General features: G+C 63.0%; 27 protein-coding genes. 18 read left to right on the top strand and 9 right to left on the bottom strand.

The genetic code is table 11. From position 1 onward, the window contains the following. Nucleotides 1–10: 10 nt before the first annotated feature. From FIU88_RS18130 to FIU88_RS18105, 6 genes are all read right to left on the bottom strand, one after another. A complete protein-coding gene (locus tag FIU88_RS18130) occupies nucleotides 11–328 on the bottom strand; it encodes a hypothetical protein (protein WP_152480351.1) in 318 nt (105 codons plus the stop codon). A 22-nt stretch (nucleotides 329–350) separates the two neighbouring features. After that, nucleotides 351–1,064 carry a DUF2786 domain-containing protein gene (locus tag FIU88_RS18125; RefSeq protein WP_152480350.1) on the bottom strand — a complete coding sequence of 238 codons (714 nt, stop codon included), beginning with the start codon at nucleotides 1,062–1,064 and terminating at the stop codon, nucleotides 351–353. A 31-nt stretch (nucleotides 1,065–1,095) separates the two neighbouring features. Further along, entirely contained in the window at nucleotides 1,096–1,290 is a 195-nt protein-coding gene (locus FIU88_RS18120; RefSeq protein WP_152480349.1) for a hypothetical protein, read from the bottom strand. 121 nt (nucleotides 1,291–1,411) lie between these two features. Next, complete coding sequence (locus tag FIU88_RS18115) at nucleotides 1,412–1,783, bottom strand: hypothetical protein (protein WP_152480348.1); 372 nt, start codon at nucleotides 1,781–1,783, stop codon at nucleotides 1,412–1,414. Continuing rightward, entirely contained in the window at nucleotides 1,770–1,952 is a 183-nt protein-coding gene (locus tag FIU88_RS18110) for a hypothetical protein (RefSeq protein ID WP_152480347.1), read from the bottom strand. The genes FIU88_RS18115 and FIU88_RS18110 overlap by 14 nt, the downstream gene beginning before the upstream one ends. 22 nt (nucleotides 1,953–1,974) lie before the next feature. Further along, nucleotides 1,975–2,334, bottom strand: coding sequence for a hypothetical protein (locus FIU88_RS18105; protein ID WP_152480346.1), 360 nt, complete (start codon nucleotides 2,332–2,334; stop codon nucleotides 1,975–1,977). 260 nt (nucleotides 2,335–2,594) lie between these two features. On the opposite strand from FIU88_RS18105, the gene FIU88_RS18100 reads away from it, so the two are divergent. Then, complete coding sequence (locus tag FIU88_RS18100; protein WP_152480345.1) at nucleotides 2,595–3,059, top strand: hypothetical protein; 465 nt, start codon at nucleotides 2,595–2,597, stop codon at nucleotides 3,057–3,059. A gap of 78 nt (nucleotides 3,060–3,137) precedes the next feature. Here FIU88_RS18100 and FIU88_RS18095 read toward each other — a convergent pair whose 3' ends face one another. Beyond that, nucleotides 3,138–3,371 (bottom strand): hypothetical protein, encoded by a 234-nt coding sequence (locus FIU88_RS18095; RefSeq protein WP_152480344.1) that lies wholly within the window; start codon nucleotides 3,369–3,371, stop codon nucleotides 3,138–3,140. 50 nt (nucleotides 3,372–3,421) lie between these two features. Beyond that, on the bottom strand, nucleotides 3,422–3,931 hold the full coding sequence (locus tag FIU88_RS18090; protein WP_152480343.1) for a hypothetical protein: 510 nt from the start codon (nucleotides 3,929–3,931) through the stop codon (nucleotides 3,422–3,424). A gap of 269 nt (nucleotides 3,932–4,200) precedes the next feature. On the opposite strand from FIU88_RS18090, the gene FIU88_RS19245 reads away from it, so the two are divergent. From FIU88_RS19245 to FIU88_RS18070, 5 genes are all read left to right on the top strand, one after another. Then, complete coding sequence (locus FIU88_RS19245; protein WP_172977775.1) at nucleotides 4,201–4,419, top strand: hypothetical protein; 219 nt, start codon at nucleotides 4,201–4,203, stop codon at nucleotides 4,417–4,419. Beyond that, the gene (locus FIU88_RS18085) at nucleotides 4,406–4,723 is read left to right on the top strand and encodes a hypothetical protein (protein ID WP_152480342.1); all 318 of its coding nucleotides are present in this window, start codon (nucleotides 4,406–4,408) and stop codon (nucleotides 4,721–4,723) included. Before FIU88_RS19245 ends, FIU88_RS18085 begins: the two co-directional genes overlap by 14 nt. Nucleotides 4,724–4,727: 4 nt before the next feature. Further along, nucleotides 4,728–5,210 (top strand): PH domain-containing protein, encoded by a 483-nt coding sequence (locus FIU88_RS18080; RefSeq protein WP_152480341.1) that lies wholly within the window; start codon nucleotides 4,728–4,730, stop codon nucleotides 5,208–5,210. A gap of 7 nt (nucleotides 5,211–5,217) precedes the next feature. Beyond that, nucleotides 5,218–5,583: a hypothetical protein gene (locus FIU88_RS18075; RefSeq protein ID WP_152480340.1), complete on the top strand. Its 366-nt coding sequence runs from the start codon at nucleotides 5,218–5,220 to the stop codon at nucleotides 5,581–5,583. A gap of 74 nt (nucleotides 5,584–5,657) precedes the next feature. Continuing rightward, nucleotides 5,658–5,885, top strand: a complete 228-nt coding sequence (locus tag FIU88_RS18070) for a hypothetical protein (RefSeq protein ID WP_152480339.1) — start codon at nucleotides 5,658–5,660, stop codon at nucleotides 5,883–5,885. Between the two features lie 118 nt (nucleotides 5,886–6,003). Here FIU88_RS18070 and FIU88_RS18065 read toward each other — a convergent pair whose 3' ends face one another. Continuing rightward, entirely contained in the window at nucleotides 6,004–6,309 is a 306-nt protein-coding gene (locus tag FIU88_RS18065) for a hypothetical protein (RefSeq protein WP_152480338.1), read from the bottom strand. Between the two features lie 107 nt (nucleotides 6,310–6,416). On the opposite strand from FIU88_RS18065, the gene FIU88_RS18060 reads away from it, so the two are divergent. The 12 genes from FIU88_RS18060 to FIU88_RS18005 all read left to right on the top strand — a co-directional run bounded on the left by FIU88_RS18060 (nucleotide 6,417) and on the right by FIU88_RS18005 (nucleotide 15,503). Beyond that, the gene (locus tag FIU88_RS18060; RefSeq protein ID WP_152480337.1) at nucleotides 6,417–7,256 is read left to right on the top strand and encodes a DUF4942 domain-containing protein; all 840 of its coding nucleotides are present in this window, start codon (nucleotides 6,417–6,419) and stop codon (nucleotides 7,254–7,256) included. A 13-nt stretch (nucleotides 7,257–7,269) separates the two neighbouring features. Continuing rightward, on the top strand, nucleotides 7,270–8,877 hold the full coding sequence (locus FIU88_RS18055; RefSeq protein ID WP_152480336.1) for a DUF4942 domain-containing protein: 1,608 nt from the start codon (nucleotides 7,270–7,272) through the stop codon (nucleotides 8,875–8,877). A 473-nt stretch (nucleotides 8,878–9,350) separates the two neighbouring features. Then, nucleotides 9,351–9,653, top strand: coding sequence for a hypothetical protein (locus FIU88_RS18050; RefSeq protein ID WP_152480335.1), 303 nt, complete (start codon nucleotides 9,351–9,353; stop codon nucleotides 9,651–9,653). Further along, nucleotides 9,650–10,258, top strand: a complete 609-nt coding sequence (locus FIU88_RS18045) for a thioredoxin domain-containing protein (protein WP_152480334.1) — start codon at nucleotides 9,650–9,652, stop codon at nucleotides 10,256–10,258. The genes FIU88_RS18050 and FIU88_RS18045 overlap by 4 nt, the downstream gene beginning before the upstream one ends. Further along, nucleotides 10,258–10,902 (top strand): OmpA family protein, encoded by a 645-nt coding sequence (locus tag FIU88_RS18040; protein WP_152480333.1) that lies wholly within the window; start codon nucleotides 10,258–10,260, stop codon nucleotides 10,900–10,902. The genes FIU88_RS18045 and FIU88_RS18040 overlap by 1 nt, the downstream gene beginning before the upstream one ends. Beyond that, nucleotides 10,899–11,684, top strand: coding sequence for a hypothetical protein (locus FIU88_RS18035; RefSeq protein WP_152480332.1), 786 nt, complete (start codon nucleotides 10,899–10,901; stop codon nucleotides 11,682–11,684). Before FIU88_RS18040 ends, FIU88_RS18035 begins: the two co-directional genes overlap by 4 nt. 10 nt (nucleotides 11,685–11,694) lie before the next feature. Then, on the top strand, nucleotides 11,695–12,108 hold the full coding sequence (locus FIU88_RS18030; protein ID WP_022524272.1) for a lytic transglycosylase domain-containing protein: 414 nt from the start codon (nucleotides 11,695–11,697) through the stop codon (nucleotides 12,106–12,108). Continuing rightward, nucleotides 12,105–12,467, top strand: a complete 363-nt coding sequence (locus FIU88_RS18025; RefSeq protein WP_152480331.1) for a TrbC/VirB2 family protein — start codon at nucleotides 12,105–12,107, stop codon at nucleotides 12,465–12,467. The genes FIU88_RS18030 and FIU88_RS18025 overlap by 4 nt, the downstream gene beginning before the upstream one ends. Nucleotides 12,468–12,483: 16 nt before the next feature. Then, complete coding sequence (gene traL / locus FIU88_RS18020) at nucleotides 12,484–12,777, top strand: type IV conjugative transfer system protein TraL (RefSeq protein ID WP_152480330.1); 294 nt, start codon at nucleotides 12,484–12,486, stop codon at nucleotides 12,775–12,777. Next, nucleotides 12,777–13,334: a TraE/TraK family type IV conjugative transfer system protein gene (locus tag FIU88_RS18015; protein ID WP_152480329.1), complete on the top strand. Its 558-nt coding sequence runs from the start codon at nucleotides 12,777–12,779 to the stop codon at nucleotides 13,332–13,334. Before traL ends, FIU88_RS18015 begins: the two co-directional genes overlap by 1 nt. Next, on the top strand, nucleotides 13,331–14,023 hold the full coding sequence (locus FIU88_RS18010) for a type-F conjugative transfer system secretin TraK (RefSeq protein ID WP_152480328.1): 693 nt from the start codon (nucleotides 13,331–13,333) through the stop codon (nucleotides 14,021–14,023). Before FIU88_RS18015 ends, FIU88_RS18010 begins: the two co-directional genes overlap by 4 nt. Next, nucleotides 14,016–15,503 carry a TraB/VirB10 family protein gene (locus FIU88_RS18005; RefSeq protein WP_152480327.1) on the top strand — a complete coding sequence of 496 codons (1,488 nt, stop codon included), beginning with the start codon at nucleotides 14,016–14,018 and terminating at the stop codon, nucleotides 15,501–15,503. The genes FIU88_RS18010 and FIU88_RS18005 overlap by 8 nt, the downstream gene beginning before the upstream one ends. Nucleotides 15,504–15,505: the final 2 nt, after the last annotated feature.

Here is a 15,505-nt window from a genome sequence, read left to right as displayed (position 1 = left end):
AGGTAGTGTCCTATCCCTTTGATGGTGTGTGCTGGATGATCCAGCAGAAGTGTTCGCCCGGCGTGAGCCATTGGCCTTGGAAATTGATATGGCCAAGGGTCACATTGCCGAGGAGCGGATGGTCACGCTGACTGTACTCAGCGCAGCTTGGATTGGTGCAGTAGTAGCTCAACGGGTAGGCGATGTTGCCGCACGAGTTGCAGCTCGACACCGGGTATATCTCCAGCATGGCCTGCTGCTGCTCGAGGTCACTATGGTGGTCGCTGCTGGGCGCGTTCGTCTTGGCACTTTGCAGCTTGCGCCGCAGACGCTGCATTGCGTCGTTCATGATCGCGGCCACTCCAGGCGCCCTACAGGGCGCCCTCCTCGAGGTGGATCTGTGCCGGGGCCGGTTGCGCCCCGACGCCGCGGAAGAGCTGCGCGGCCTTGCCGGCCTCGCGACCCGAGCGGATCGCATGGATCTCCTGCTCGCTGCTGGCTGGCGGCTGCTCGCGCCACTCGCCCTTTTCCACCTCGCCGTAGGTCTTCTCCTTGAAGCGCTCGATCACGTCGCGGTCCTGATCGCTGATCGCGATGGCCTCCACCTTGGAGCGCACGGCTTGTACCCAGGACTCGCAGAACAGGTCGCAATGGCGGCTTTTCCGGCGAGGCGCCATGCGCGGGTGCAGCTCCTTCTTGTAACGGTTACGGTCAGCGCTGATCTGCCGGAACAGCACCTCATAGCAGTATTGGGCCGCCTGGGGCTTCTCGCCGATGCCGACGAAGACAGCCCAGTTCTGCCAGGCACCACCGAGCTTCTGGTAGCGGTTCATGACTTGCACGCCAAACACCCCGCCGATGGTACTTCTCAGGAAGACCACCCAGGCAGGCAGCGACTTCGCACGAGACGCACCCCGCGCCTCGGCCTCGCTGACGGTGTGCAACGACAGGTCTGAAGCGGTCAGGTTGTGCTTCTCCATCAGCTTCTGGGCCTGGCGCAGCGCGGCAGCCGCCTCTGCCGGATTGTCGCTGCTGGCGAGGTTCATGCACTTCTGGATCTTGTCCAGGACGCGACTCGTGCTCATGTGGAAAGTCCTCCTTAGACGTTCAACTGGCTCATTGGCTTTGAGCCATGGCGCTGGCTTCCCAGTCCGCCTCTTCCACCCACTGGTTCACTCGCTTGGCAACACTGTCCCAGCTCTCACCTTCGAGGAGTCGATCGATCGCTTGCTGTTGCTGGGCGGGCTCCAGGTGGTCGAACAGGGTGTGCAGGCTCAGTTCGCGACGGGCCGTATCAGTGTTCATCGTCATGGGTCATTCCTTGTGTCAGGTTGATGGAAAGGCCGAACCCATGGGGCTCGGCGGGCCTTTCCGGCTATCCAGGGCGCGTGGCCACCGGGCATGGAAAGGCGTGGAAACCATGGAAATGCGGTCACGCCGCGTCCCAGCGGCAGGCCTCCCAGGCGTCGACCACCGAGAGGAGGACCGACGAGCAGGAGGCTTGCATCGAAGTGATGGGGAGTCGTCGGCCGGGCTCGACGGTCAGTGAGGCTGTCTCTCCCGATTCGGTTGTGAGGGTCAGCATGCCTTTACGCAGTTGGCCGAGCGCGTACACCAGCTCCTCGAGGCTGCCCGGGTGCCGCTGTTGCGCGGCTGTTCCGAGCGTGACGCGCTCGAGCGATCCGTTGTCCAGCTTGCCGATGCCTTTCGGGGTTAGCTCACTCAGCAGGCGATCCAGGATGCTCATGAGGGTCGAGGGTGCCTCGGCACGAGTTGCCGAGGTTGCTTGTTCAAGCGCCAGCATGGTGACGGAGGCTCCGTGTTTCTTCGCGGACCTTGGCAACCCAGTCCCAGTAGGCGAGTCGTGTGTCGCCGTTCTGATATTCGAGCTGCCAGTCCTGACGGGGGAATTGCGGGTGCTCATGGGAGGCCCTGCGGCCTCGCAGCGGGATGTTCTGGTTGTGATCGGTCATGAGATCGCTCCGTGATGCAGAGTTACGCAGCTGCCTCGCTGCAAAACGTGGCTTTCCAGTCATGGATGGGAAGTCCGGGAACAGGGCGAGCATCGGGGTCGAGCATGAGCCACCGGAGGCCAGCGCTGCGTGCTTCCTTGGCGAGGGAGCACAACACCGGTAGATCGGCATGAGCGGCCTCATGCGGGTATTGCCCCGCGCAGTCCCATGGAAAGTCGGCGGATATGACGAACCATTCTCGATGGGCGCTTGCCCCTTTGATCACGCGATTAGCCAACAGGGTGGCCACGGTTTCCGCCTCCTCTTCCGGGAGGTGGAAAGTCCTCAAGGCCACCATGCCCTGGGCCTGATTGATGGAGGCAAAAGCCAATGGAGATGCCATGCGTTCACCTGTCCCGACGAATGGATGTGGCTCTATTATAGTCCTATATATAGGACTATGCCAGCAGGCTGAGCCGTTGCTCCCGGCCCAAGGAGAGCCGGTGTCACAGCAGGGGTAGGGGCGTGACCGTCACTCAGGGAGGGGAAGATCGAATTTCGCATGCGAAATCGCCCCGGCCTTCTGGGTGCGGTTATTGCTATGTCGAAGGATGCGATGTGTGGCACGCTCGATGTGTCATTTCCCGGATCAGAGAGGCAGGCATGTCAGAGTGGACGTGTGACACATGCGGAGGTCGCATCACCGAGGCTAAGAACGGCTGGGTAGAGTGGCTGTATGAGCACGACAGCGATCGTGAATACGGGCTGCGGCTTGTTCATCATCGCCCTGCATCGCCGCGGCCTGGGGGTTGCCAGTATGACGGTAGGGAAGAATTTGCCCGCTCCAGAAGCTCGGTGAAGGATCTTGAGCTGCCATTCTTCCTCTCGCCCGATGGGCTGATGCAGCTCCTGCAAATGGTGTCAGATGGCCGGTTCTCGGATCGGGAGGAGCTGTTGGAAATGATCAAGCGCCTGCACGTTCCAGGCTACGAGAAAGCCCATCGACACCTGGAGACTGCTGTGGCGGAAGGGGTCTACGAGCCTAATGCACCACTGATGTACCCTTTCCAAGACCAGATTCAGCTCACCAACGAGTGGCTTGATCGGGAGCGCGAGAAAGAACACTGAGCAGCAGAAAAACCGGGCAACCCCAGCGTTGAGGCTGCCCGGTCGGCTCAGGGCATTCATGGGGTGACGACGCCCCTCTCACTGTGCCGGAGTGGCAGCTTCATCCGACTGTTCATCCAGAGTGTCAGAGGCAGCCGACAGGGATGCCTCGGCCATGGCAGCAGCGTTCTCTCCGACTTCCTCGGGGGATAGTTGCCCCCCTCCCTCGCCAAGCAGGATCGCGTGCATTGCGACCATCGTGTAAGCCTCAAGCCGGGTCATTTCCAGGGCAGGCTTGGTGAAGCGTGAAGTGTTGAGGTTGTCGTCGCCCATGATGCTCTCCTTACGGTTGGGGGCCGCGCCGGACGCGACCCCTTGCTCGATCAGATTTTTTCCCAGTCGCCAGTCGCGTTCTGGCAAGTGGTGACATTCTGCTCGTTGTCTTCGGGGCCGCCTGTGACGCTGATGTGATAGTCGATGCAGGTGCGACCCTCAGCATCCACATACGGATCGCTCTTAGCTACGTTCTGGCGCATGTTCGCCACGTCCCCGAACCCTACCTCGGGTTCACCCTGCATGGCAGCAAAAGCCCCGCGCATCCCTTTATCGACCACGCCCAGCGCCGCTGCACCAGCCGCACCGTAGGCGGCTCCGCTCATGGCCGCGCTTCCGCCATTCACCATGCCGCGAACGCCACCCATTTGCCCCGCTGCCTGTGCGCCTGCGGCGCTGGCGCTATTGGAGCTGCGACCGCTAATCGCGTCGGCAACGCCGCCGATCGCATTGGCTGCGACCCCTTGGAGGTTCCCTGCGCTTTGCGGCACAGCACAGCCTGACGCCAGGACGAGCAGTGAAGTGGCGGCCAGACCTTGGAGTGTGCGCTTGATCATCATTGTCTTCTCTCCCTTGGTTGTGATCCCGAGCTATGTTGCCCTATATCTGAAATTATACAATACGACGATTTACAGCTCAAGTCGCTGCGGCATCATTTGAGTATCAGTATGCTTGCTTCGGGTCAGGATTTCGCATGCGAAATCGCAAGAGCGAGTGTACCGCAAAGGCGTTGGTCTGATACCGCAACCGCATGGCCTGGCAAGGCGACCGCTAATGCGCCGGGTAGACTTAACTAAAAAACGTCGTATTGTATAGATAAGGCTTTATAATGGACTCTGATACGTTGATTCAGGAGGCAGAAGCCGACCTTTCCCTGCTGTCGAGGCTCGTTGTGGGACGGGCCACGATGCAGGAGCGCAACGGGAAACTCGTGCTGGGGATCGACCAGGAGGGATCGCGATTACTGACGATGGATCGCGTGAGGCAGGAGATCGAAAGCGCGGTTGAGCGAGTCTGGGGGCTGGAGGTCGCGTATGAGCGAGCGTAGCACCCGTCAGGCCCGGCAGTTAGTCAGGCGCCTTGCCCGCGACTGCAACCTTGAGTGGCCTGGCGGCGAGGAAAACGCCGCGCTCCTCTATGACCGCTCGACTCGCCGCTGGGAGCTGCGCTGCATCGACAGCACTCCCGCTCCCGTCATCCGTGGCCCTACCCCTCTTACACACCTGCTGCGCGATGGCTTCGTGCTGATCCGCTGGCCTGACGACCAAATTGAGCTGTATCACGTTGAGACGGCTCATACCCAACTGCGCCACCGGCTTGAAAAAGCGGAGGTGGCCCAAGCCGGAGCATAGTTCGATGAGTACGAGCATCACCTATCGAGTCAGTCACCGTGCCTTGCTGGGCTACTGGCTGCTCATCCCCGTGGGGGCGGCACTGTATGTTGCCCCCGAAGCCCCATTCACGTTGGCCGGGGCAAACCCCGCCGCGCCGCTGACTGTCGCCCTTACCTGGGCCGGGATGGGGGTAGCTGCCTGGGGGCTGCTAAACGTGGCCTACCAGCGACTTGCTCACAAGTACGTCATCGAGTCGGATCGCGTCATTGAGCGCCATGGCATCATCGCCCGGCGCGTGACGCCGCTTCACATCCACCACATCCGCTCAACTGAGGTGAACCAGACCATCATGGGGCGGCTGCTGGGCTATGGCACCGTGGAAATGTCCGCCGCTGGCACGGGCACCAGTGAGGCCCGTTTCGATCGCGTATCGCGCCCCATGAACGTGATGGCGGCGATCGAAGGCTCCGTGAGCAACAAGGCGTCTACCGCAGGAGGGGAGTAGCAAGACCATGGAAAGCCTCACTTCGTCCCTCGCCAGTGTGTTGATCCCCGGCCACCATGTTGCCATTGGCGCTCCTGGAGGGCAGGAAACCCTGCCCGAGCGCCAGCTTCTCTCCCAGGTATTCCTGAAGGCCATTGATGACCTGAAGAGCGACAACCTCAAGCACCAGTATTCCGCGGCCGAATTCCTGGCTGGCCCGGTAGCGGAGGAGTACATCGGCCACCTCGGGCTACCTGAGTGGACGCCAAAGCTGGCGCTGTTGATCCACGCCCAATGCGATCTTCGCTCTTGCCTGGAGATCCCTGATGACCTGGAGGACGCCTTGAGCCGGTATCGTCCCGTTGTCAGCGACGGCAACGAAGCCTCGTTGTGACTTGCCTCTCGCCATGCCTCTCGGCATCCTGCGGCCTGATCAGGTCAGTGGCGACTACCGAGGAGGGAAACGGCATGGCGGACTTTCGCTCGACAAGGATTGGCGTAGCCAATGCAGCCCGCATCCTCAATGTGCGGGTGGTCGAGCTAAAGGAGGCGGTGCGACACGACCAGCCGCTGTACGGCGTGCGCCTCCCTAGGCCGATTGGCTACCTGGGAGTCTCGGCCAAGGAAATGTTCTTCGCCGCTGGCGAGATCATGGACGCGGCAGACCGGATCGCACGGCAGCGTAAAGCCCCATAGCCCCTCACCTTCCAGGGTCGCGTCTGCTGTCCCGGCTCCCAGTACCCTGCGGGTGATCCAGTCCCGATTACCCCTCATGGCGCCATCTGCTTCCCTGGCAGCTCTGCACCCAGCATCCTCAGCTTGACTCTTGGGCGACCGACACGCTGCCTCCTTTGGCGCTCACCCACGCCTCCAGCTCACTCGCGCAGTCGTGCGGCAACCTGACCTCGACCGTGACGAACGCCCGATCAACCTCGGCCCGAATGCGCTTTGCGGCTTGTGAGACAGCCGCCCGGCTGATGCCGTGGTGTTGCGCAGCCTCGGCATAGGTAGCGCACACTCCCTCGATCACTTCAACGGCAGCATCGCAGGCCCTTCCGCGCAGCCTTAGCCTTGCTAAAGCGGCGTATAGCTGCCCTTTGCTGATGTCTCTATCTTCCATGCAGCCTCCAAAAAAGTGTGCATTGCACGCTAAAAACGCTTGCTGTAAATACTTTTCGTGTCGTAAGGTGTTTACATCGTACCGACAACGCAGCGAGGCCGCGACCGATGCAGCAAGACACGACGCAGCTCCCCTCCCCTGCCCTGGGCGCCATGGACGATCTGCTGGCGCGTCGAGAAAAAGCGCTGGCGCTGGTGCAGGGCGCAGCGGCGCAACTGGCCGAGGCCGCCTCCCTCATGCCCATCAGCAGCTTCCGGTTTGCCTCCATGCTCCGGCATCTGTCCTGGCACGATCTCAGCGTTCGCCCCGAGGCGTTCTGTGACCGGCTCTCCAGCGAGGCGCGGCAGACCTTCGATGCCAACGGCTGGCGCTGGTTGCTCGACAGCTCCGGCCTGGGTGATGTGATGACCGCCCAGGACAAACAGGAGGTGCAGCGCCAGCTCGATGATGACCCCCTGCCGTTGAGTCGGGAGAACGTGCAATCGACCTTTGTGGCCCTGTTCGAGACACGCCATGAGGTCTTTCGGCGCGGGGTGGTCGAGCTGTTCCAGAGCCTCTGCAAGCGGTATCGCAGCCACAGTGCGTTCAAGGTCAAGCGGCGGCTGGTGGTCGAGCAGGCGTTCAGCGAGCACGGCGGCTGGCGCAGCTTCGGGAGTGCCAGGGAGCGCGTGGACGACCTGGAGCGAATCTTGCTGGTGCTGGAGGGCCTGGAGCCTTCCCAAGTGCCCCATGAGGAGCGGTTGGCCCACCGCCTGCAAGAACAGCGCCACGCGGCCCTGATGGCCGATGGCGATCGTGCTGGGGAGCTGGAAACGGAGTGGCTGGTTTGCCGCTGGTTTGCGAACGGGAACCTGCACCTCTGGCTGAAACGCCCCGACCACATTGACCGGATCAACGACCTGATCGCGGAACATTACGGCGCCGCGCTGGCGCACGAGCGCTACTAGGGAGGACACCTGCATGATTCACGAAGCCATCGACACCCGCGCCAGCACCGAATACCTGGACGACCTCGGCGAGTTCTTCGCCCCCGTTTCCACCGACCTCATTGACGGCCTCGTGGGTGAGCGCCAGGCGAGGAAAGCGGAGATCGAGGGATTGGCCAACCTCGTTCTTGGTGAGGGATACAGCACGGCCATGGGCTACTTCCTGGAGGGGAATCAGCACGACCTCTCGCGCTTCGGCGGTCATCAGGTATCGCGGCTATTCGATGTCGAGGGTGCTGTGGCGGCGCTGGATGCGGGTATGTGGCAGCGGACGCTGGCGCTGACTGATGTGCTCGACGTGATGCCGGCTGACCGGCGCTATGAGTGGAATGATGAGATCCGTCGCCACAAGGCCCCGGCGTTCGAGGAGGCCACCGTTCGGGCCACCCTAGAGCAACTGCTGTTGCAGCGTGCTGAGTTCTTCGCCGAGAAGGTCGATGGGGTGTTTCGCGCCCTGTCGGGCCAGCATGTCACCAACCGCCCTGAAGGATTCAGCAAGAAGATGATCTTCGGTGGACTGCTCGATGTGCTGGACTTCATCGACTCTCGGCGCTGCGGCTACATCCACGACCTTCGCACCGTACTGGCGCGTTTCATGGGGCGCGAGGAGCCGCTGCCGGGGACGACCCGCAAGGCCCTGGATCTCGTGAAGCGCCGCCTTGGGGTATGGCATGACCTGGATGGTGGTGCCATCCGGCTCAAGCTCTACAAGAAAGGCACCTGCCATGTGGAGGTTCACCCGGAGCTGGCCTATCGACTCAATGCCATTCTGGCGAGCCGGTATCCGGCTGCGATCCCGGCAGCCTTCCGTAAGCGTCCCTCTGCTGGCGCCAGCAAGAAGCACTTTGCCGCCCTTCAGATGCCTCTGCCCTCGGCGGTGATCAGTCAGATCGCCGACGCCCGGCTCAACGGCCGCAAGCTCAGCCTCTCCTGGTACACGCTCGATCAGCAGTCGAAACGCGAGCGCCAAGCCATCGAGGAGGCCCTGGTGGGAATCGGGGGTGCCAAGGTCGATATGGCGACCTTCGAGTTCGACTATGACCCCGAGGAGGCGCTGGCGCATCTCGTGATGACCGGCTGCCTGCCTGAGCAACGCTCGCACCAGTATTACCCGACCCCGGCGAGTGTGGCCGAGGAGGCTGTCGACCTCGCCGAGATCAGCCCGCACGACAAGATCCTGGAGCCGAGTGCAGGGCAGGGCCACCTGGCCGAGTGGCTGCCACAGGCGCAGACGACCTGCGTGGAGCTGGCGGATCTTCATTGCAAGGTGCTCGCGGCGAAGGGCTATGCCTGCCACCACGCGGATTTTCTGACCTGGGCTGAGGATGGTCGCATGGCTGGCGCCTTCAGCAAGGTCGTCATGAACCCACCCTTCAGCCAGGGCCGAGCAGCACTGCACCTTGCCGCTGCGGCGAAATGTGTCGCCTCAGGCGGTCGCCTGGTGGCCGTGCTCCCGGGCTCTCTCCGCGGCAAGGACGTGCTGCCGGGCTGGGACGTGTCCTGGTCGGCGCCACGGCAGGGGGAGTTCGCGGGAACCGGCGTGACGGTCGTGCTCCTGGTGGCCGACCGCCCCGCCGCCTAACCGGCTGGCTGGCGCGGGTCGACCGCTCGCGCCAGCTCAGGCCCGTGGGATAGGATCGCAAAGCGCGAGACAGGAGTGGTGGTCGGATGGATCGTACTTGCCGAGAGGCGTATCAGTTGTCGCATGAGTTGTACCGGACACTGGGTAACTACCAGCCGTCGCCCTACGCTCCCTGGTCGGCAGAAGACTTGGCTTGGATGGCTGGCGCGGATGATGCGTCAGGCTGCTACCCCGATCGCGCCACCCCAGCGCCGGCCCCGACGACACCGGCCCCCACCGACCAACTCTCCCTGTTCTGACCCCCTCGGCATTAGGCCTTTATCTCTTGCCGCAGAGCCCGTGATAACCGTACTGCCAGCGCCGATCGAAAAAAAATCCTCCTCCCCCGCCATTTAGTGTCAGTGGCCGCCCTATCAGTCAGCGAGGCCCATTCGGGCACCTGATGAGAGAGCACCGCTGGGAGGCGGAATACGATGGGAGTACGCGGAAGCACGCTGATCGGCGTGGCCATCCTTGTGTGGGTCGCATGGATTGTCTTGGCGACCGACTCAGAAACACGCATTGATCGCACCTGCCAGCCCGTTCTGTGGGTGGGCAATGTTGCTACGTCAATCACACAGCTGACCTTCAATGAGCATCAGGACTCGGTGCAGGAGAGCTTCGAGTCTGCCGACTATGCCTGCCGCTTTACCGTGTGGCGCCTACTGCACGAAGACGCCTGGATTGAGAGCCATCAAGGCACCAATCCCGAGGCGCAGACCGGGGAGGGCGAATGATGTTCGCGCCCCGTCGATTCCCTACCCTGTTTCGCACCCTGGCGGCCACCCTGCTCGCCGCGGGGGTCAGTGCTGGCGCGACGGCTGATGAGCCGCGCCCTGTCGCTCTGGTCGAGTTCGCCAGCTTCGATTGCCAGTTCTGCCAGGCGATGAGTGATCACCACCCGGCGATCGAGGCGGCCGTCGAAGACGCAGAGCTTGAGTACCGCTACGCCCCCCTCCCCTCCCATACCAGCCTCGAGCGTGCCTGGCGTGAGCGCGCCTATTACGCCTCCCGTGAGATCCCGGGGATCGCTGAGGAGGTCCGTGAGGCGTTCCTGGCAGCCGGGAAAACTGGCGTCCCTCTCGAAAACCTCGATGAGGTGCTGGCGCATCTCGAGCTTCATGTTCCCCAAGTCCGCTGGAACCAATTTTCTGAAGACCGCATTCAGGACCGCAGCTCCGTCGAGGCCATTGAGCGGGCCATCCGGCTTGCTCAACGGGCCGAGCTGCGGGAGTACCCAGCCTTTGCTGTCGTCTCTCGCTCTGGTGTTGAGCTGCTGAGCCTGTCTGGAGACGTGGATGGGAAGGCCGAGGCGGTAATCACGTATCTGGAGAACCTTTGATGTCCTTGCGAAACCCTGTGCTGGCCGCCTCGCTCGTGGCCACCCTAGCCGGCTGCGTGGCCCAGCCACCGGCTGAGGAGCCCAAGCGCCGGGAGGTGTTGCCTGACGCCTACAACACCGTGACCAGTCGCTATGTCCTGGTCCCGGGCTATGAGCACCTGGGTGTCTACGCCAACCGGACCTACAACTGGTACTACGGTGCCGGCAAAGGCCTGGAACGGTATGCCCGGGGCGGCACCATCTATGACGAGGCCTACTGGCAAGCCCGGTACGCGGCCATGCCGGATGAGTACAAGGACGCCCTGGATTCTGTGCCGCTGGCGCGATTCCACTTCGAGTTCGACTCCACCGCCCTGACCCCGGCCTCCCGGCGAGAGCTTGTGTCCTTCCTGGACGGGGAAGCCCTGACCGGCCGCGTGCTCGTGGTCGGGTACACCGACCATATCGGACCCGAGACCTACAACGGTCCCCTTTCCCAACGCCGAGCCGATGCGATCGCCCGTGAGCTTCGCCAGGCCTGGCCTGATGTCCGCTTCCTGACGGAGGGGCATGGCACTTACCCCAAGCTGGTTGACGGCACGACCGATGCAGCGCGGGCGGCCAACCGTCGCGCCGAGATTTTTCACCTGGAGGCAGATCAATGAACGTCTTTATCGCCCACGCCCAGATTCTCCGTAAGGAGCCGCCCAAGGAGTCCGGTCGCTCCGGCCTGATGGTTCTGAAGGTCGGCAAGAACAAGCGCACCACCGACGCGCTGATTCAGTCGGTGAACCAGATCATCGTGCGCATCCCGGGGCACCTGTCCGACCGTGCGGCCAAGCTGCCGGTGGATTCCTACATCGAGATTTTCGGCCATGTGGGCGGCATTGTTCGGCGCTCCCAGGTTTCCGGCGAGCAACACCTGAGCGCTGAGCTGGTTGCCAACAACATCCAGCCGGCCACGCCGATGATCGAGGGCAACATCGAGAAGCACCTGTTCAACCGCTTCATCGCGGTGGGCCTGCTGCGCGGCGTAAAGAGCCCGGAGAAGGAGGGGCCGCCCTCCACCGCCTACCTCCAGATTGGCCCGGATCGCCCGGACCTCGGCCGCTCGTTCCAGCATACCGGCGTGATCGGTATGGCGGCCTTTGGTCGTGTGGTCGACCGCCTCGCGGAGTATTCGGCCGGCACAGCTCTGCATGTCGAGGGCCGCGTTACCGGCCTGCTGCGCAAGATTCCCAAGCCAGGCGCCGAGGGCGGGTTCGAAGAGAGCCTGGAAGTCGGTCTGGTGATGGATCGGGTCACCCCGACCGCGATGGTCGCCGAGCGCATGCTGACGCCCTTCGAGGCGCCCAAGCCGCCCGCCGAGCGCCAGCAAACCACCCCGCAGTCCAGCGCCGAAAGCGAGCGCCAGCCGGCGACGGCTGCTGATCAGGCTCAGAGCTAGGAGGTCGTCAGTGTTCGCCCTACCCGATTGTGCCGTTGAGATCGCCGCCTACTACGAGGTGCCCATCCAGGTAGTCGCTGCTGTCCGCCAGCAAGAAAGCGGAAGCCGCGGCCAAGCAGTCGGCCGTATCGGGCCGAACAAGAACGGCACCTATGACCTCGGTGCCATGCAGATCAATACATGGTGGCTCGATCCAGAGACCAACCGGAATCACCTCCAGCAGTGGGGGATTACCGAGCAGGAGCTGCTGGAAAACGAGTGTACGAACATCGCCGTTGGAACGTGGATTCTCTACGAGAACATCACGCGCTATGGCGACTGGGAAGCGGCCTTGGCCGCTTACAACGCAGGGTCACCGGAGAGCCCGGTAGGCCAGCAATACGCAAACCAAGTCCTTGCGACACTAGGAGATCAGTACCAATGACTACTTCCGTCGAGATCCGCGGCACCAAGCCCAGCAAGTTCGCCCAGCTGCGGGAGTCGCTGACGACCAACAAGAAGCGCATCGGGGAGCGTTCCCTGCTGGTGGCCACCACGCTTTTCATGGCCATGCCCGCCTGGGCGCAGTCCACCGAGTTCCAGGACTTCGCCGACAAGGTGGAGGAGCTGGCGCATGGCCCGTTCGGTATCGGCATCTCCATCCTCGCGCTGATCATCGGCTGCCTGGTGGGCCTGGGTCGCCAGTCCGCCGCCCCCGCCTTCCTTGGGCTGGGGATTGCCGGCGCGTTCGCTGTCGGCCCCTTCATGATCAAGGAAATCTTCAGCTGGTTCTCAGGCACCTGAGAAGGAGTAACGGGTCATGTCCAACGAGTCCTATCGGATTCCACAAGATGTCGACGCGCCAATCCCCATCTTCGCGTGGGAAATCACCGAGGTGGTCGTGGCCATCATGGTTATCGGCGTGGGGATCATCATGCGGTTCTTCATCCCGGGCCTGGTGGCCGGGATCTTGCTCATGATGGCGGCCAAGAAGATGCGTTCCGGCCAGAAGCGGGGGCAGGTACAGCACGTCTTGTGGCGCATGGGGCTGCGGCTTGACCCGTTACTTGGCAAGTACGCCCCCCGTCCCATGCGCCTGGAGTACATCCGCTGATGAAATACCTCAACGCACTCCGTAATCAGTGGATCGCGGCCCGGGGCTGGATGTTCTGCACCCTGCTCCTGGCTGGGCTGCTGATCTACGTCATGCAGAGCTATGTGCAGCTGAGTGCCAACATGCCGACCCGGCTGGTCCCCTATGACCTGCACCTCATGGAGGGGCCAGTCGAGGTGGGCGCCAGCGCCGGTTACACCGATGAGGACTACCTCACCGAGATAGCCGTAGCTGACACCCAGCTGCACAGCACCTGGACCCCGAACAACGTCGAGAGCCAGTACGCACGCTTCCAGAACCGGATGACCCCGGCCCTGTACGCGAAGGTCGGCAACGACCTTCAGGGCCGCCTGCCGGACCTGGAAAACTCCGAGCGCTCCCAGGCGTTGTTCGTAGAGCACACCGAGGCCCTGGACGACACCGTTCGGGTCACGGGACGGCTTCGTGCCTGGATTGGCAGCGAGCAGGTTGAAGACCGGCCGATTGCCTACCGGGTCCGCTACGCCTTCAGCGATGGCGTGCCCTACGTCGCTGGTTTCTCTGTGGAGGAAGAATGAACAAGCCCAAGATGCTGGGGCTGATCGCGGCGGCGGCCATGGTCGCCGCCCCCTTCGCCAGCGCCAGCGATGAAGTCCAGACGGTGGCCGTGTCCACTGATGCCTATAACCGGCTCGTGTTCCCCGAGCCGTACTCGCAGATCGTGATTCCCCCCGAAGCCGAGCTGCGGGATAACCCCGTACCCACTGATGGTAAGCGGGGCCTGTTGATTCGGCCGGCTGATGATGCAGAACCCTTCTCTGTCTTCATTCAGCTGAAGAGCGGCGAGGCTTTCACTGTGAAGCTGGCGCCTGAAGCTGACATCGAAGCTCAGGTGTTCCGCTACCGGAATGCCCCCGACCTGTCTGAAAAGCCCGAGCAGGAGAGCCGGCCCAAGGATCGCTGGATTGCCGACACCATCCTGTCCGCCTTCCAGGGTGACCGCCCTGCCGGGTTCGAGCCATCGGGTCGCCCCTCCAGCGCCCGCATGGAAATGCCCAACGGCGGCACTCTCAGGCTTGCCGCCCAGGACCAATACCGTGGCTCCGGCCATGTGGTGAATGTCTATGTCCTGTCGGCAGACACCTCTGTTGAGGTCGAGCCTCGAGACTTCTACCGGGCCGGTGTCGTGGCCATCTCCCTGGATGGGGATGTGGTGAGCGAGCGCCAGCGCCCTCGGATGATCGTCGTGGAGGTGGACCGTGGCTGAAGAGCAAGGCACACAACAGCCCGAGGAAGCCGGTGGCGGCAAGGCCTCTGCCGTTTCCAAGGCCAAGTCCAAGATCGTGTCTCAAGGCCTGCTGGAGCGGGCACAGACGCGCAAGTGGCTCCTCTATGGAGGGGTTGCCTGTCTGGTGGTGTGGCTGGTGGCCAGTAAGGCGATCAGCGAGCGCAACAGTGATGATGACCGCGCCCCGCCGCCACCCGAGTTCGTAGACACCTCGCCGAACACTCGCGAGGGCGAGGAAATCACGATCGCTCGGCTTCAGCGCCAGCTCCGAGACGCCAATGAGCAGATTGCTCAGCAGCGTGAGCGCCAGGAGCAGCGTGACGAAGAGTTCATGGAGCAGTTGGAGTCGATCAAGTCCTCCATGGAAACCGAACGCGAGACGATGCAGACCACCATGGCGGAGCTTCGCGAGAGCCTGGTGAATGCCTCGGATAGCGACGGCGATGCTGGGGTGCGCATTGGCACCGGGTCACGCGGCAATGACAGCAGCGCCAATCGCTCGCCGACTGATTACCTCCGGCCGCCGCGGGGCGATGACCCCGGCGTGGTGCCGCCGCCCCCGCTGGCGCGTCGTGATAGTGACTCAGGCCGAGGCAACCTCCCCCCGCGCCAGCAGACCACCTCCAGTTCGAGCGGTGGGGTTATCCCCTCTCAGCTGCCCCAGCTGCGGCAGTCCGACGAGCCTGCCGACCCCATCGTGCTCGATGGCTCGAGTGGTGAGTCCAATGCCCGGATCATCCGCAACGAGGAAGTCGCCCAAGAGGACGACGAAGAGAATATGGGGCCGCCGAAGGCTGGGTTCCTCCCGATGGGCTCCTTCTCCGAGGTCGCGATGCTGACCGGCGCCGATTTTGGTGCCGCCGAACGGACGCGCAACAACCCGCAGCCGGTGCTTTTCCGCATCCAGAACGACGCCTTCCTCCCGGGTAGTGCGCGGTATCGCCTCGCCGACTGCTTTGGCATGGGCGGTGGCTACGGCGATCTCTCGAGCGAGCGGGCGCACATCAATGTCACCCGGATTTCCTGTGTCGATACCCAGACCGGGATGATGCTCGAGTCTCCCATCAATGGGTACATCGTGGACTCCGATGGTCGCCTGGGGCTGCGCGGCAAGGTTGAGCGTCGTGCTGGCGCCCTGCTGGGTAAGGCTATGCTGGCTGGCTTCGCCGAAGGCGCCAGCAGCCTCGCGGCGACCGCTGCCCAAGGCGCCGAGCAGACCGTGACCGGCAGTGGTGTGGTGACCGCTGTTGACCCCGATAGCGTTGCCGAGGTTGGCATGTACGGCGGTGCTGGCCGCGCCATGGAAATCCTAGCCGAGCGCTACATCGAAGAAGCCGAATCCATGTTCCCGGTGATCGAGGTTCCCTCTGGCCGCCGCGGGACCGTTGTGATCCAGGAAGGTCAGCAGCTTGAGTGGGAAGCCTACGAGCTGGCCGACAAGATGCCGACCCAGGAGTAACC

This window comes from Halomonas sp. THAF12, assembly GCF_009363675.1.
In the GTDB taxonomy this organism is placed as follows: Bacteria; Pseudomonadota; Gammaproteobacteria; order Pseudomonadales; family Halomonadaceae; genus Halomonas; species Halomonas smyrnensis.
Note: the sequence above shows the minus strand (reverse complement) of the source record. Positions and strands in the feature narration are given on the sequence as shown.

Bases quoted from the DNA above. Each gene is read 5' to 3' on its own strand.
- FIU88_RS18130 (WP_152480351.1), bottom strand. From the start codon at position 328: ATGAACGACGCAATGCAGCGTCTGCGGCGCAAGCTGCAAAGTGCCAAG.
- FIU88_RS18125 (WP_152480350.1), bottom strand. From the start codon at position 1,064: ATGAGCACGAGTCGCGTCCTGGACAAGATCCAGAAGTGCATGAACCTC.
- FIU88_RS18120 (WP_152480349.1), bottom strand. From the start codon at position 1,290: ATGACGATGAACACTGATACGGCCCGTCGCGAACTGAGCCTGCACACC.
- FIU88_RS18115 (WP_152480348.1), bottom strand. From the start codon at position 1,783: ATGCTGGCGCTTGAACAAGCAACCTCGGCAACTCGTGCCGAGGCACCC.
- FIU88_RS18110 (WP_152480347.1), bottom strand. From the start codon at position 1,952: ATGACCGATCACAACCAGAACATCCCGCTGCGAGGCCGCAGGGCCTCC.
- FIU88_RS18105 (WP_152480346.1), bottom strand. From the start codon at position 2,334: ATGGCATCTCCATTGGCTTTTGCCTCCATCAATCAGGCCCAGGGCATG.
- FIU88_RS18100 (WP_152480345.1), top strand. From the start codon at position 2,595: ATGTCAGAGTGGACGTGTGACACATGCGGAGGTCGCATCACCGAGGCT.
- FIU88_RS18095 (WP_152480344.1), bottom strand. From the start codon at position 3,371: ATGGGCGACGACAACCTCAACACTTCACGCTTCACCAAGCCTGCCCTG.
- FIU88_RS18090 (WP_152480343.1), bottom strand. From the start codon at position 3,931: ATGATGATCAAGCGCACACTCCAAGGTCTGGCCGCCACTTCACTGCTC.
- FIU88_RS19245 (WP_172977775.1), top strand. From the start codon at position 4,201: ATGGACTCTGATACGTTGATTCAGGAGGCAGAAGCCGACCTTTCCCTG.
- FIU88_RS18085 (WP_152480342.1), top strand. From the start codon at position 4,406: ATGAGCGAGCGTAGCACCCGTCAGGCCCGGCAGTTAGTCAGGCGCCTT.
- FIU88_RS18080 (WP_152480341.1), top strand. From the start codon at position 4,728: ATGAGTACGAGCATCACCTATCGAGTCAGTCACCGTGCCTTGCTGGGC.
- FIU88_RS18075 (WP_152480340.1), top strand. From the start codon at position 5,218: ATGGAAAGCCTCACTTCGTCCCTCGCCAGTGTGTTGATCCCCGGCCAC.
- FIU88_RS18070 (WP_152480339.1), top strand. From the start codon at position 5,658: ATGGCGGACTTTCGCTCGACAAGGATTGGCGTAGCCAATGCAGCCCGC.
- FIU88_RS18065 (WP_152480338.1), bottom strand. From the start codon at position 6,309: ATGGAAGATAGAGACATCAGCAAAGGGCAGCTATACGCCGCTTTAGCA.
- FIU88_RS18060 (WP_152480337.1), top strand. From the start codon at position 6,417: ATGCAGCAAGACACGACGCAGCTCCCCTCCCCTGCCCTGGGCGCCATG.
- FIU88_RS18055 (WP_152480336.1), top strand. From the start codon at position 7,270: ATGATTCACGAAGCCATCGACACCCGCGCCAGCACCGAATACCTGGAC.
- FIU88_RS18050 (WP_152480335.1), top strand. From the start codon at position 9,351: ATGGGAGTACGCGGAAGCACGCTGATCGGCGTGGCCATCCTTGTGTGG.
- FIU88_RS18045 (WP_152480334.1), top strand. From the start codon at position 9,650: ATGATGTTCGCGCCCCGTCGATTCCCTACCCTGTTTCGCACCCTGGCG.
- FIU88_RS18040 (WP_152480333.1), top strand. From the start codon at position 10,258: ATGTCCTTGCGAAACCCTGTGCTGGCCGCCTCGCTCGTGGCCACCCTA.
- FIU88_RS18035 (WP_152480332.1), top strand. From the start codon at position 10,899: ATGAACGTCTTTATCGCCCACGCCCAGATTCTCCGTAAGGAGCCGCCC.
- FIU88_RS18025 (WP_152480331.1), top strand. From the start codon at position 12,105: ATGACTACTTCCGTCGAGATCCGCGGCACCAAGCCCAGCAAGTTCGCC.
- traL (WP_152480330.1), top strand. From the start codon at position 12,484: ATGTCCAACGAGTCCTATCGGATTCCACAAGATGTCGACGCGCCAATC.
- FIU88_RS18015 (WP_152480329.1), top strand. From the start codon at position 12,777: ATGAAATACCTCAACGCACTCCGTAATCAGTGGATCGCGGCCCGGGGC.
- FIU88_RS18010 (WP_152480328.1), top strand. From the start codon at position 13,331: ATGAACAAGCCCAAGATGCTGGGGCTGATCGCGGCGGCGGCCATGGTC.